The 12,936-nt window shown below is 63.0% G+C and carries 17 protein-coding genes and 1 pseudogene; 12 read left to right on the forward strand and 6 right to left on the reverse strand.

The window, feature by feature from the left end; genetic code table 11:
• Window positions 1–18 precede the first annotated feature (18 nt).
• The 6 genes and pseudogenes from ACQZ5H_RS01115 to ACQZ5H_RS01140 all read left to right on the forward strand — a co-directional run bounded on the left by ACQZ5H_RS01115 (window position 19) and on the right by ACQZ5H_RS01140 (window position 4,384).
• Window positions 19–771, forward strand: a complete 753-nt coding sequence (locus ACQZ5H_RS01115; protein ID WP_449096487.1) for an SDR family oxidoreductase — start codon at window positions 19–21, stop codon at window positions 769–771.
• Window positions 772–780: 9 nt separating this feature from the next.
• Window positions 781–968, forward strand: a pseudogene (locus ACQZ5H_RS01120) (endonuclease domain-containing protein); the annotation flags it as partial.
• 125 nt (window positions 969–1,093) lie between these two features.
• Window positions 1,094–1,534: a helix-turn-helix domain-containing protein gene (locus ACQZ5H_RS01125; RefSeq protein ID WP_413711221.1), complete on the forward strand. Its 441-nt coding sequence runs from the start codon at window positions 1,094–1,096 to the stop codon at window positions 1,532–1,534.
• On the forward strand, window positions 1,527–2,345 hold the full coding sequence (locus ACQZ5H_RS01130) for a DUF6456 domain-containing protein (RefSeq protein ID WP_449096488.1): 819 nt from the start codon (window positions 1,527–1,529) through the stop codon (window positions 2,343–2,345). The genes ACQZ5H_RS01125 and ACQZ5H_RS01130 overlap by 8 nt, the downstream gene beginning before the upstream one ends.
• A gap of 36 nt (window positions 2,346–2,381) precedes the next feature.
• Window positions 2,382–3,332: an ornithine cyclodeaminase family protein gene (locus ACQZ5H_RS01135; RefSeq protein WP_449096489.1), complete on the forward strand. Its 951-nt coding sequence runs from the start codon at window positions 2,382–2,384 to the stop codon at window positions 3,330–3,332.
• Between the two features lie 287 nt (window positions 3,333–3,619).
• Entirely contained in the window at window positions 3,620–4,384 is a 765-nt protein-coding gene (locus tag ACQZ5H_RS01140) for a siderophore-interacting protein (RefSeq protein WP_449097005.1), read from the forward strand.
• 60 nt (window positions 4,385–4,444) lie between these two features.
• Here ACQZ5H_RS01140 and ACQZ5H_RS01145 read toward each other — a convergent pair whose 3' ends face one another.
• Window positions 4,445–5,299 carry a LysR family transcriptional regulator gene (locus tag ACQZ5H_RS01145; protein ID WP_449097006.1) on the reverse strand — a complete coding sequence of 285 codons (855 nt, stop codon included), beginning with the start codon at window positions 5,297–5,299 and terminating at the stop codon, window positions 4,445–4,447.
• Between the two features lie 89 nt (window positions 5,300–5,388).
• Between ACQZ5H_RS01145 and ACQZ5H_RS01150 the strand changes: the two genes are divergently transcribed.
• Together ACQZ5H_RS01150 and ACQZ5H_RS01155 are read left to right on the forward strand one after the other, a co-directional pair.
• Window positions 5,389–6,090 carry a haloacid dehalogenase type II gene (locus ACQZ5H_RS01150; RefSeq protein WP_449096490.1) on the forward strand — a complete coding sequence of 234 codons (702 nt, stop codon included), beginning with the start codon at window positions 5,389–5,391 and terminating at the stop codon, window positions 6,088–6,090.
• A gap of 20 nt (window positions 6,091–6,110) precedes the next feature.
• Window positions 6,111–6,902 (forward strand): aldolase, encoded by a 792-nt coding sequence (locus tag ACQZ5H_RS01155; RefSeq protein WP_449096491.1) that lies wholly within the window; start codon window positions 6,111–6,113, stop codon window positions 6,900–6,902.
• Window positions 6,903–6,941: 39 nt separating this feature from the next.
• Here ACQZ5H_RS01155 and ACQZ5H_RS01160 read toward each other — a convergent pair whose 3' ends face one another.
• Both ACQZ5H_RS01160 and ACQZ5H_RS01165 read right to left on the reverse strand, forming a co-directional pair.
• A complete protein-coding gene (locus ACQZ5H_RS01160) occupies window positions 6,942–7,343 on the reverse strand; it encodes a hypothetical protein (protein WP_449096492.1) in 402 nt (133 codons plus the stop codon).
• Between the two features lie 373 nt (window positions 7,344–7,716).
• Window positions 7,717–8,184, reverse strand: a complete 468-nt coding sequence (locus tag ACQZ5H_RS01165) for a hypothetical protein (protein ID WP_449096493.1) — start codon at window positions 8,182–8,184, stop codon at window positions 7,717–7,719.
• Window positions 8,185–8,664: 480 nt separating this feature from the next.
• Between ACQZ5H_RS01165 and ACQZ5H_RS01170 the strand changes: the two genes are divergently transcribed.
• Entirely contained in the window at window positions 8,665–9,324 is a 660-nt protein-coding gene (locus ACQZ5H_RS01170) for a VOC family protein (RefSeq protein ID WP_449096494.1), read from the forward strand.
• A gap of 214 nt (window positions 9,325–9,538) precedes the next feature.
• On the opposite strand, the gene arr is transcribed toward ACQZ5H_RS01170, so the two are convergent.
• A complete protein-coding gene (gene arr, locus ACQZ5H_RS01175; RefSeq protein WP_449097007.1) occupies window positions 9,539–9,967 on the reverse strand; it encodes an NAD(+)--rifampin ADP-ribosyltransferase in 429 nt (142 codons plus the stop codon).
• A 150-nt stretch (window positions 9,968–10,117) separates the two neighbouring features.
• Here arr and ACQZ5H_RS01180 point away from each other — a divergent pair, with 150 nt between their 5' ends.
• The 3 genes from ACQZ5H_RS01180 to ACQZ5H_RS01190 all read left to right on the forward strand — a co-directional run bounded on the left by ACQZ5H_RS01180 (window position 10,118) and on the right by ACQZ5H_RS01190 (window position 11,959).
• Window positions 10,118–10,564 carry a DUF2721 domain-containing protein gene (locus tag ACQZ5H_RS01180; RefSeq protein WP_199626483.1) on the forward strand — a complete coding sequence of 149 codons (447 nt, stop codon included), beginning with the start codon at window positions 10,118–10,120 and terminating at the stop codon, window positions 10,562–10,564.
• Between the two features lie 54 nt (window positions 10,565–10,618).
• On the forward strand, window positions 10,619–11,590 hold the full coding sequence (locus tag ACQZ5H_RS01185; protein WP_449096495.1) for a DMT family transporter: 972 nt from the start codon (window positions 10,619–10,621) through the stop codon (window positions 11,588–11,590).
• 93 nt (window positions 11,591–11,683) lie between these two features.
• Window positions 11,684–11,959 carry a hypothetical protein gene (locus tag ACQZ5H_RS01190; protein ID WP_449096496.1) on the forward strand — a complete coding sequence of 92 codons (276 nt, stop codon included), beginning with the start codon at window positions 11,684–11,686 and terminating at the stop codon, window positions 11,957–11,959.
• A gap of 83 nt (window positions 11,960–12,042) precedes the next feature.
• Here ACQZ5H_RS01190 and ACQZ5H_RS01195 read toward each other — a convergent pair whose 3' ends face one another.
• Together ACQZ5H_RS01195 and ACQZ5H_RS01200 are read right to left on the reverse strand one after the other, a co-directional pair.
• Window positions 12,043–12,450, reverse strand: a complete 408-nt coding sequence (locus ACQZ5H_RS01195) for a hypothetical protein (RefSeq protein ID WP_449096497.1) — start codon at window positions 12,448–12,450, stop codon at window positions 12,043–12,045.
• A gap of 99 nt (window positions 12,451–12,549) precedes the next feature.
• Window positions 12,550–12,924, reverse strand: a complete 375-nt coding sequence (locus ACQZ5H_RS01200; protein WP_449096498.1) for a VOC family protein — start codon at window positions 12,922–12,924, stop codon at window positions 12,550–12,552.
• Window positions 12,925–12,936 lie beyond the last annotated feature (12 nt).

Below are 12,936 nucleotides of genomic sequence, written 5' to 3' on the forward strand. Positions count from 1 at the left end.
TTTCACATGGAGATGTCTATGCCTACGATTTTGATCACCGGTTGCTCGTCCGGCTTCGGCCTGGAGACCGCGAAACTCTTTCTCGAACGCGGCTGGGACGTCGTCGCGACGATGCGCACGCCCGCGGCCAGCCTGCTCCCGGCGTCCGAGCGCCTGCGCGTCCTGGCGCTCGATGTCACCGATCCCGCAAGCATCGCGGCGGCGGTTGCGAGCGCCGGTCCGGTCGATGTGCTGGTCAACAATGCCGGTTTCGGCGCCCCGGCGCCGATCGAGCTGACCGACCCCGAAACGGCGCAGTCGCTGTTCCAGACCAATGTGATCGGCACGCTGGCGATGATCCAGGCGGTGCTGCCGCAGATGCGCCAGCGCCGGGCGGGCGTCATCGTCAACGTCACCTCGACGGTGACGGTCAAGACACTGCCGGTCATCGGCGTCTACCGCGCCAGCAAGGCGGCGGTGAACGCGCTGAGCGAATCCCTCGCCGTCGAAGTCGCGCCCTTCGGTGTGCGCGTCCATATCGTCCTGCCCGGCCGCTCGCCCGAAACCCGCTTCGGCCAGAACGCCCGCCCGCATCTGCGCGGCGCCGATGATCCCGATTACGCGCCGCTGCTCCAGCAATTCGTGAAAAGCGTGCAGGAAGACACCGGCCCGGTGACCCATGCGCCGGATGTTGCTGCAGCCATCTGGCGCGCCGCCACGGATACCGCCGCGCCGCTGCGCATTCCCGGCGGGGCGGATGCGGAGATCTGGATGGCCGAAGCGGGGTTGTAAGTTGACCGATTGAGCGTCTCACCCACGGCCCCCTCATCCGCCCTACGGGCACCTTCTCCCCGCTGGGGAGAAGGGGACTCGCGGCCTGCTCCGATTTTCCCTTCTCCCCTCGGGGAGAAGGTGCCCGTAGGGCGGATGAGGGGGCTCCACACTCGAGTCCTGCCGCGACCGAAGTGAATAGGAAAATAATCCACAAACCCTTTCAACACGTTAAGCCACAACCACCCCAAAATCCGCCAATCATCTCCCACCCCACTCTTCCCGCCCCGTCAATCTTCAGCTACGGTATATGAATTAATTCCTATTACCCAGGAGTTTTCAAATGCCGCTCAATCAAATCCCTTTACCCCGCCACCGTCTCGAAACCGCGCTCCGTCCGCTGATCGACGACGAGCCGCCGGCGCCGCCTCCGCCTCCGCGCCCGCCATCGGTCTCACTCCCCATCCGCACCGTCTGCCGCATCGCCCAGAAGATCACCGCCGAGATGGTGATGATCACAGGCAGCCGCATGCTGGAGCGGCGCGACCGGCGGCGCATGCTCTGCCATGTCCGCCAGATCGCCATGTATGCCTGCCACACCGCGCTGCAGCTCACCCAGCAGGATATCGCCGGCGGCTTCGGGCGGCACCGGTCGACGGTGGCGCATGCCTGCATGGTCGTCGAGCAGCGCCGCGATGATGCCGCCTTCGACGATTTTGTCTCGGCGATCGAGCGCACCGTCGTCTCGGTCTTCCGCTTTCCGGAGGTCTCGTCCCATGAGTGAGGCGGCGAACAACAAAGCGATGCTGAAGCTCCTGCGCTTCCTGTCCGGCGGCGAGGCGAAGGTGGAGGGGCAGGGGACGCCGGCACCGGTGCTCCACCGCTCGGGCAGCCGCCAGGCGCTTCCGGCCGCCGTGCTTGCCGAAGCGATCTCCCGCGGCCTCGTCACAGAGACCCAGTCCCGCCTCAGCCTCGCACCCCCGGCCCGCGCCTATCTGCGGCGCGCGCTCGCCGCCCGCGAGGAGGCCTTCATCGAACAGCATGGCGAGATCGCCGCCACCGTCCGCGAGATCGACGGCACGCCGCAGCCCCTGCGCGTCAACGAGGCGGAATCGCCGCTCGCAGCGCTCTCCCGGCTGAAGGACAAGGGCGGCGAGCCCTTTCTTCCCGCCGAGGCGCTGGCCGCCGGCGAGCGCCTGCATGCCGATTTCACCCGCGCCCAGTTGCAGCCCCGCGTCACCGCCTCCTGGCAGCCGCGCCTTTCCGGCCGCACCAGAGGCGAGCGCGGCGGCATGACCGATCTCGCCGACAGCGCCATCGCCGCCCGCATCGCCGTCAACCGCGCCATCGAGGCGATGGGACCGGAGCTCGCGGGTGCGGCGCTTGATATCTGCTGCTTCATGAAGGGCCTGGAAACCGTGGAGCGCGAACGCCAATGGCCGGTCCGCTCCGCCAAGCTGATGCTCCGCACCGCCCTCCTGGCGCTCGCCCGCCACTACAACCCGCCGCGCCGCAGCGCGCGCATGCAGCATTGGGGCGAGGAGGGATACAGGCCGGGGATGGAGACTGGCCCGCTTGACCTCAACCTAGGTTGAGATGCCAGCCTTTCGCGGATCGGCGCGGAGTTGGAAATGATTGTTCTTGGTGACGAGCAGCTGGCGGCGATGCCGGCAATGGCATTGGCGATAGAGGCGGTCGAGGAGGCCCTGGCGGCAAAGGCCGCCGGTCTCCTCATCGCGCCGCCACGGCATGCGGTTCCCTTTGCGGGGGCGGGAAGCCTCGTCTTCACCGTCGGAGGGTCGATGGGGGAGCGGGCTCTGGCCGGTTTCCGCGCCTACGAGACCTTCGCCGGGAGCAGGCAGGATCAGGTCGTCGCCGTCTGGTCGATCGCGACCGGCAGGCTGGAAGGCGTCGTCGTCGGCGAACAGCTCGGCGCCCTCAGAACCGGTGCGATCGGCGGCGTCGCCATCCGCCGCATGTCCGCCGGGAGCGCGGCGAACGTTGCCGTGATCGGCAGCGGTCTGCAGGCCCGGACACAGCTCGAAGCCGCATCGATCGTCCGGCCTCTCCGGCAGGTCCGCGTCTTCAGCCGCAACAGCGAAAGATGCCGTGCCTTCAGCGTTGAGATGGAAGCCCGGTTGAAGCTGCCCATCTTGCCCGAGAGTTCGGCGCGCGAGGCCGTCGCGGATGCCGACATCGTCATTTGCGCCACGGATAGCAGGGTTCCCGTCATCGAGGCCGCCTGGCTGAAACCCGGCGCGCATGTCAATTCCGTCGGCCCCAAGACGGCGGATGGCCACGAGCTCGACCTCGATATCGCCCTGAAGGCGGCAATGGTCGCCACCGATTCCATCGAGCAGACGACGGCCTATGACGCACCGTTCTTTCTCTCCAGGGCTGCTGCTGCCGTGCCGCTTGCCGATCTGAGCGCGCTCGCCGGAAATTCATCCGCAAGACCGGTGGAGGAGGGCGAAACGACCCTGTTCTGCTCCGCCGGTCTGGCCGGAACGGAAGTCTTCGTCGCCGCCAAGCTGATTGCCGCCTATCGCGATTGGCTGGAAGCGGGCGGCTCAAATACCTGAAGCCATGATCTTTTTTGATCCGCCATCGCATCCTATATTGCGATTCAGACGACCATCGGACCCACCCGCCTTGCATAAGTTAAATCTTAGAAACATTGGATATATCCGCCGCGCAGCCTCTTGCGCCGGGGGCCACTGTCGGTTTAAGCCGGTTCGTCACTGTCCGGGCGCCTGCCCGGCCACGTAAGCGTTAACGTCACTCAACGCGTATGATCGAACGGCTCTGCGGCTTCGATCTGCGCGACTGTGTCCTGCGGATCGAGCTTTATGAGCCCCTGAAGGACAAGATGGATACCAACGCCAAGGATATTTCCGCCCCTGAAATCGAACGTGTCAGGCATGAGCTGCGCCGCCGCTCGCTGGTGGCCGAAAGCGTCACCGACATCACGCCCGGCATGCGTCGCGTCGTGCTCCGTGGCGAAGACCTCGCCGATTTCGTCAGCCTCGCGCCGGATGACCATATCAAGGTCATCGTGCCAGGTGCGAACGGAGAGGAAGAGCGCCGCGACTATACCCCGCGCCGCTATGACAACGCCGCCCGCAGCCTGACCATCGATTTCGCCCTGCACGAGGCCGGTCCGGTCACCCAATGGGCGATCGATGCTAAACCCGGCACCACGCTCGAAATCGGCGGCCCGCGCGGCTCGGCCGTCATCTCCGACAAGGTCAGGCGCTGGCTGCTGGTCGGCGATGAAACCGCGCTTCCGGCAATCGGCCGGCGCGTCGAGGAAAGCGGTGAGGGCACCGTCATCACCGTGCTCGGCGCCGTCGCCGGGCCGCTGGAGCAGCAGAGCTTCGAGACGGCGGCTGAGCTCACCACCCGCTGGACCCACCGCCCGCTTTCGGATGCGACGGATGCCGCACCGCTGATCGCCGCGCTGAGCGGCATCGACATCGCGCCGCAGACCCTCGTCTGGGTCGCCGCCGAGGCCTCGGTGGTGCGCGCCATCCGCGCCTATCTCACCGAAGAGCGCGGCTATCCGCTCGCCTGGATCAAGGCCTCCGGCTACTGGGTGAAGGGCAAGGCCGATACGACCGAAAAGTTCGGCTGAGACACCGGCTGAGGGGCGGGCGCCACGCTCGCCCCTGCCGCATTTCCGGGCCAATCGGCCCTAGGGCGCCAGATTGCCGGTCAGGAATTCGCCGAGCGATTTCGCTTCCGCCGAAAGCCGTGCCCGCCCTTTCACCAGCGCCAGCTCCGATGCCGGTTGCGGCTCGAAGCCATCGGCGGCCGAAAGCGGCCGGTGCTCCGGCAAAACCGCATCCGATGGCAGCAGGCTGATGCCGAGACCGGAGGCGACGGCCGCCTGCACGCCCATCAGCCCCTGGCTGGTATAGGCGATCCGCCAGCGCCGCCCGCTGCGCTCGATGGCGCGGATTGCCCGCTCGCGGTAGATGCAGCCGACCGGAAACACCGCCAGCGGCACCGGATCACTCTCCGCCGCCCGCGTTTCACCCTCCACCCAGATCAGCTCTTCCTTCCAGCTTGCGAGTGCCGCGCCATCGCCCGGCTCCCGCTTGATCAGCGCCAGGTCGATCTCGCCGGCTTCCAGCAGCCGGCGCAGCTCCGTGCTCCAGCCGCTCACCGTATCGAGCCTGATATGCGGGGAGGCGGCCGAAAAACCCGAGAGCAGTCCGATCAGCCGCCGCCCGGCAAAATCCTCGGGCACGCCGAGCCGCACGGTGCGCGGCGCCGCGGGTTTCCGCATCGCCTCGGCCGCTTCCTCGGCGGTCGAAAGCAGCCGCCGGGCATAGCTGAGCAGCAGCTCGCCCGCTTCGGTCGTCTGCACGCCGCCCGTCGTGTCGCGCAACAGCAGCGCATGGCCGATATTGGTCTCCAGCTTCTTCACCTGCTGACTGACCGTCGATTGCGTCAGATGCACCCGCTCGGCCGCCCGGGTGAAGCCGCCGGTATCGACGACGGCGGCAAAGGTCTTGAGGAGATCGAGATCGAAACCGTAGCTCATTTGATTTTTCACTGAGAGAAATTTCCTTATTTAATTTCTCAATGGCGCCGGCCTTTGTCAATCTGCTCCCACACAAGGAGACGACGGATATGACCCTTCCCGGAAACCGCCCGCGCTGGCTGACCTTCGATTGCTACGGAACGCTCATTCAATGGGACGAGGGCCTGCTCGCCGCCATGGACAGGATCCTGTCGGCGAAAGGCGGCGATATCGACCAGCCCGCCTTCATCGCCACCTATGACCGCCACGAACACGCGCTGGAAGAGGAGCGTCCGCACCGCTCGTTCGGGGATGTCAGCGCCATCGCGCTGGAGCGGGCGATGGGCGAATTCGGCCTCGCCTTCACCCCCGATGATGCCGAAATCCTGACCTCCTCGATCGGCAGGATGCCGCCATTTCCCGAAGTGGTGGAGACGCTGGGGCGCCTGAAGGCGGCGGGCTTCCGCCTCGCCATCATCTCCAATACCGACGATGCGATCATTGCGGGCAACGTCGCCCAGCTCGGCGGCCATGTCGACCGCGTCATCACCGCAGAGCAGGCCGGCGCCTACAAGCCCACCACCCAAATCTTCCATCATGCCTGGAAGGAACTCGGCATCGGCATGAATGATCTCGTCCATATATGCGCAAGCCCGCATCTTGACCTTGCCGCCGCCCGCAGATTGGGCTTTCGTACGGTCTGGGTCGATCGCGGAACGGGGCGCAAGCCGCTCAGCGATTACAGCGCCGATGCGGTCGTTCCCGATCTCGAAAAGGTACCCGGCGTGCTCGCTGCCGCCGGCTGGATTTAACCACTGCTGCGGAGGCAACCATGGCTCACGAACTGAACATCACCAAGGGCGGGCCTGCCCTCCTGCGCAATGTCTCGCTCGATACCGAGGAGATCTGGAAGGCGCGCGCCGATCTCGCCGCCTGCCTCAGGATGGCGGCGAAACTCGGCCTGGAGGAGGGGATCTGCAACCATTTCTCCGCCGTCGTGCCCGGCCATCCCGATCTCTTTATCGTCAACCGCCTCGGCTGGGCCTTCCAGGAGGCGACGGCCTCCTCGCTGCTGATCTGCGATTTCGAGGGCAATGTCGTCGCCGGTGACGGCGTGCCGGAGGCGACCGCCTTCTATATCCACGCCCGCCTGCACAAGATGTCGCCCCGCGTCGGCGCCGCCTTCCACACCCATATGCCGAATGCCACGGCACTCAGCATGGTCGAGGGCGAGCCGCTGGTCTGGGCCGGCCAGACCGCGCTGAAATTCTACGGCCGCGTCGCCGTCGACGAGAATTACAACGGCCTGGCGCTCGACGAACGCGAAGGCGACCGCATCGCCGCCGTCCTCGGCGGCAACGATATCCTGTTCATGAAAAACCACGGCGTCATGGTCTGCGCCCCCAATATCGCCGAGGCCTGGGACGATCTCTACTACCTCGAACGCGCCGCCGAAGTGCAGCTCAAAGCCATGAGCACCGGCCGCCGCCTCCTGCCGGTTCCGGCCGAGGTTGCGGCCGCTGCGGCCAGGCAGATGCGCGAGGGCGACCCGGAGAGTGCGCGCATGCACCTGGAAAGTGTCAGGCGGGTGCTGGACCGGGAGGGGTCTGGCTATCGGGATTGAGGGGACGTTGTGCCGACGATTGATGATGGGGCGGGGGCACTAGCGACTTAGATTGCCATCGAGATCGCACTTCGCAAGGTAACTCAGCAGTTCGGACAAATGATGTAGCGCATGCCAGCCGATCATTTCCTCGGCGCTTACTTCCGCCCGCAGATCGGCGACGCAATCGCCAACGTCGGTCAGCATCGGCTCGGGCGCTACTTCGCCGAACGCCTCATCGAAGAAAACCGTCCAAAAAGGACCTTGGTCGAGCGGCACACGATCAAGCCCCACTTCTCGGAGCCTCTCAAAGAGCCGTTCCGTTAAAGCTCGGATTTCAGACAGCTCGACAAAATTTATGGTAGGTTCGATCATGAAGCCATCTGACCCTAAATATAATGCTTGGTAAATCGTGTCGGTGATGGTGCGGTGGTGTGTTGACGCAACAACGCCGCGTGGCATGCTGCGCTTTCTTTCACCCCGCGAGATACTCGTAATGGATTTTCCTAAGCGTTTTATCCACAATCCCTATCCGATCAATGGGATGAAGCAGAGCTGTACTTGGGACGAAACAACCACGAGCAGCGCTAGTCTGACGGCAACAATCAGCTCCAACGACAGAACAATTCGGCTCAACGTGTCTGAAACACGCAGTGACGATGGCCGCGGCACACACACAGCCAACGCATCCGTCACCCTGAGCAGGGCTAGGGCGGTTGAGCTGATGAAGGTTCTCGCTGCGTTGATTTAGAAGAGATGGAGGGGCGGTGGTCGCCCAGCGCAGCTCTTTCGAGATTCGGCGTTGGCGATGGTCACAGTCCGGCCCTAGGAGAGGCTACTGATCCGAGCGTCTGCCGAGGATTAAGGTGCGCGCGGCAAACGAAAAGAAATCATCGCACTCAGGTTCGAAGCTTGGACCAGCCATGTCCAGACAGAAAACTCCCGAGCCTACCGATGGGCAAAGGCAATACCGCCATGATGCCCCACTGTCTGCGACGGCGACCGCGTCGGCAGGAAACGGGTTCACTGGGGGCTGGGGGCGTCCAGTCAGTGCCCTATAACTCAAAGATTGATAGGCTTGGTAGGACGGGTGAATTTCAGCGTTTGATGCAGGCTCTGGATCATAAACATTGAGACCTCTTGTCGTCGAACCGATACCGATCTCTCGAACAAACTCAAGATACTGGTTCGAGATTCCGGGATGCTGCGCGGCGATTGCTGCAACTTGCTCATCCGATAAAGGCTTTAATGAAGACAGTTCCCCAGCCTCGTCGTAAGCGATTAAGTGCGCAATGTTTTCCAATATCTCGTGCTTTCCGTGCAATGTTGGCGAGAGTCTATCTCGCCATCGGACGTTGTAGATTGCAAGGCGTAAATCCGGCCCTGATGCCAGCTATGTCCAAACGCCTTCGCGCGTGTCTTACATAACGTTAGCGATCCGATATTGACTGGCGTTTGCGCAAAGCAGACGTGATTACACCGCCCTGCGCTTGGGCTGACTGGGACGCGATGCTGCAAAATCCTTTCGAAGGCTGGCGGCGGGCTGGTGACCGACGTCGGCCCAAACGGGTCATCCATTCTCGCTCGACGCGGTCGATGATCTGGCCATGACGGCTGTCGTTGCGGAAACTCTTCGGAGTTCGATCGCAGGCTTTGTGATAGAAAGGTCGTGGGTCTTGACCGTCTCACGGAAGTTCTGCATTTTGAAGATAGCGCTACGTAGGGTGCACCGGCCGTTGAGCCGACTGGGCAACGCCCGCCTACACTTTCAAAGGTAGCGCCTATGCCGAATCTCGAAAACCTCAAGAAGCAAGCCAAGCAGTATCTGCGGTGGCATCGCGAGCGGTATTATCCGGTCGCGGCCCATATCCGCGCTGCTTTGCCACGATTTCAACATCTCGACGATAATCAGATACTGGAATCCAGTTTCAAGCTCAAAGACGCGCAAGATCTTGTCGCGCGTCAATTGGGATTCGAAGGGTGGCTGGCGCTCAGGTCAGGAGCCCGTATGGACAATCCCAATATGAACAATCAAAGCAAACAGACCGCATCCCACCCGGTTCTCAGTTCTGTCTCCGCACAACTCTTCGTTTCCGACATCAGAGCGTCGTGCGAATTCTTCACCGGCAAACTCGGCTTCGCGCTCGACTTTGTTTACGGCGACCCTCCATTCTACGGACAGGTCGTTCGTGACAACGCCCGCCTCGCTCTGAGGCTCGTTTGCGAGCCCGTGTTTGCCGGCGACATCCGGCAACGCGAACATCTGCTCTCCGGTTCGATCACGGTCGACACCGCAAGTGAGATCAAGCGGCTCTTTCTGGATTTCCAGGCTGCCGGAGTGGATTTTCACCAGACGCTCAAGAAGGAGCCGTGGGGCGCTCGAAATTTCATTGTCAGGGACCCGGACGAAAATCTCATACTGTTTGCCGGTCCGGCCGATTGAATAGATCTCGAATTTACGGGCGCATAGCTGCCGTTCGCGCTCCCCTCCGCCCTGTGCTTGGGCAGGCTGCCACTTCCCTCATTCCTGTGCTCGTCACAGGAATCCAGTCAGCCCAAGTCTTTGGGCTGAGAAGACTCTTCCGCCGCGGACGCGACCGGACAGCGTAGCGCTCTGGCGACAGCCGTTGACGCCCCACACCTCCGCGTCCCCCGCATCAGTTGATAATCTCTGCCCGTTCGTCGGAAAGCAGCACGGCCAGCCGTTCTCTCCACGCCTGCAGGGCTTCAGGCGTCAATCTGGTCCAGTGCGTGATTTCGCCGATGACCTTGAGCGGTGCGCGGCTGCGGTAGGACCGGGTCGGGTTTCCGGGGAATTTCTTGTCGGTCACATTCGGGTCGTTCTCGAATGGCCCTGTCGGTTCCACAGCGTAGACATGCGGAATGCTGCCGCCTTTGATGAGTTCCGCCGCAATTTCGGCGGCAAGCCCGGCGCCGTCCACAAGGCTTGTGAAATAGATGTGGTTCATGACGACGTCGGGATGGTAATTCGACCTGTATCCCGCGGTGAGCAGATCACCTGCGCGCAAAGTTGCGACTGTGCCATGAAAGAAAGGTCCCTTGTCGAGCACGTCCGTCATCGCAATCCTCCCTCGTTTGTTCCTGTCGTTCTAGTCGGCGAGCCAAGCCGTGCCAACGTCCTCCTTGGCTGAGCCTCCACCTTTCACATTGCCTCCGTGGAAGCCCCCGTCATATCCTGATATCCTGTTGCAGCATCGAACTGTTAGGGAATCCGGATGGACACCCCTCCGATCATTGTCGACTATGCAGAGGTCATCCAGACCTCGCTTGCCCCGGTATTCCTGCTTGCCGGCACCGCTGCCTTTGTCGGGATCTACGTCACCCGTCTGGGGCGCGTCTCGGACAGGCTGAACGAGGTGACGGACACCCACCTGCCGCGCGAAAACCGCTCGCGCCAGCTCGTCTATCTCCGCAGCCGGACCCTGATCCTCGAGGCCGCCGTCATCCTTGGCGTCTTCGCCGGTATCTGTACCTGTTGCGCAATCCTCAATCTTCTCTCCGGCGCGCTTGCCGTGCGTCTCAGGCCAGAAAATCTGGTGTGGTTCTTCGGCGGCGCCATCGTTTCGCTGATGGCCTCGCTGGCCGCCTTCCTGCTCGAGCTTCTCGTCTCCGGTCACAGCATGCTGCGGCAGATCAAGATGGATCGCGATCAGGGCGGCTGAGCGCGCCGTCGCCCTCATCTGTGCAGCGCGGGGGAATTGTGGCATAACTCCTCCATGGCGATACATGTCTTGGCGGTCCATCGTGACACGGTCGGGGCGGAAGAGGGGCCGGGCGGTTCGCTCGCTGCCGCCTATTCCGTGGGCGTCTTCTGCTGGCTGCTGTCGGCGGGCGTCTATATCGCCGCCAAATGGGTCTCTCCCGAGATGCCGCCCTGGGCGCTGTGCTTCTGGCGGGTGCTGATCGCCTGGGCGATCCTGATGCCGATCGTCTACCGGCATTTCTCCGCCATGATCGCGCTGGTGCGGGCCCGCGGCCTGGAGCTGCTCGTCATCGGCGGCATCGGGCTGGCGATCTGCCAGGGCCTGATCTTCGTCGGCCTCGAACATGCCGATGCCACGACCGCCGGCATCATCATCGCGCTGATCCCGATCATCACCATGATCCTCGCCCGTTTCATCCTGGCCGAGCCGATGGGGCGCTGGCAGGTGATCGGCTCGATCCTCGCCTTTCTCGGGATCCTGGTCATCATCGTCAAGGGCAACCCGGCGGCACTCCTGCGCCTCGACCTCAATCCCGGCGAGCTGTGGATCGTCGCCGGCGCCTTCTGCTTCAGCCTCTATACCGTGCTGCTGCGCCGGGCGAAATTCGATCTGAACCGCCTGGCGCTCCTGGTTCTGCTGCTCGGTGCCGCAGTCGCGACGGCGCTGCCCTTCTACCTCTTCGAGCTTGCCTCCGACGAGCGCGCGGCGCTCAATGCCAGCGGCCTACTGGCACTCGGCTATGTGGCGATCCCGGGCGGCGCGATCATGTACTACCTCTTCAATCGCAGCATCGAGGCGCTCGGCGCAGCGCGGGCCGGCGTGCTGCTCTACATCCAGACGATCTTCATCGCCGTCCTCGCCTACCTCATCCTCGGCGAGCAGCTGCAGCGCTATCATCTCGAAGGCGCAGCCCTCATCGTCGCCGGACTGCTTCTCATCATCCTGCTGAAGTCGAAGGCCGGAGCGGAAATGACGAAGGCCTGACGCGGGCTGTCGGGATTGAGTCGAGGCCCCCTTGGCAGACAATTTGCTTTCCAGGTGTATTCTCGTGGCCAGCAACATGATGGAAGGTCAAAGATGCCCGAGCAGAGTGAAGAACAGTGGGGCGTATTCAGCCTGACCGCAGCCTCGAATTTCGCCTTGCGTTGCGCCGAGCTCTCCAGGCAGGAGGGTCATCCAACAGAGCCGCTGCGTGATATCATGACGACACTCATGACCGAGCTATGGGACCGCAACTTCAGCCAATCTGAAATTCGCGATGCATTTGCCGCGGCTGTCGGTCACCTTCCTCGATATGCGGCAGGAGAAGAGCGTCGAAGCAGCGTTTCCAGCGAGCCGTTTACGCATTTCTGATCGAGAGCAATGCCCACTCAACGCCTAACGCCGCCGAGACCGCATCGCCGCCGAGCGGTTTCTCCCGGAAAAGAGCCACATCCCTAGCTAGGTTGAGGTCCAGTGAGAGTCGGCGATGCTTCCTCATAATCCTCGCTAAACCGGCCTCGCGACAGAAACAGTTCAAGAACGTGCTGCGCCACAGGCTTGATCCGTTCAGCGCATCCCGACCGAATATACTCTGCCTCGCTCTGGAACTGCAGCGTATCCTTTGTGATGCCTTCCAGCATACGCCCCAGCGCATTCACCGCCTGTTCTTCCTCGGCCGAGAAGGCACTGTTCGGCCGCACGAGCAGCTGCCCATCGTCCCAGCAGTCATAAAACCCCAGGAAGTATTCGTTGTAATTTACCGCAATGAGCCCTTCGTTCCCCCGAGCAAGAACTTCGACAGCTTCGATAACCCGATTTCGCCACCTTTGTTCAACGACGCGATCTGAGACTTCCTCATCCATAGCGGCCCTCTTCAAGCCAATTCCAGGCGGAGATTAGTGGCAATGGCGGCTGCAATGACCGCTGCTTGCGGAAGCGGCCAAAGCCTGACGCACTCCATCTCACTTCGTCGCCTTGGTGCGCGCCGTCAGCTTGTTGCCGTCGGGATCGCGCAGATAGGCCACAAACGCCCCGTTCGGGCGTTCCGTGGGTGGGGTCTCGATTGCCGTGCCGCCATGCGCGGCACCGGCGGCATGCCAGGCGAGAACGTGGGCCTGGCTTGCAGCACCCATGCCGATCGTTCCGCCATTGGCGGCGGTCGCCGGCTTGCCGTCGATCGGTGTGGTGATCATCAGCCGGCCGCCCTCATGGTCATAGATCAGCCTGCCTCGCGCATCCATCTCGCCGGGCTTGCCGCCCAATGCCGCGAAGGTGGCGTCATAGAAGTGGCGCGACCGCTCCAGGTCGTTGCTGCCGATCATAACGTGGGTGAACATGCTTCATCTCCA

It is taken from the genome of Rhizobium sp. 21-4511-3d, from assembly GCF_053522545.1.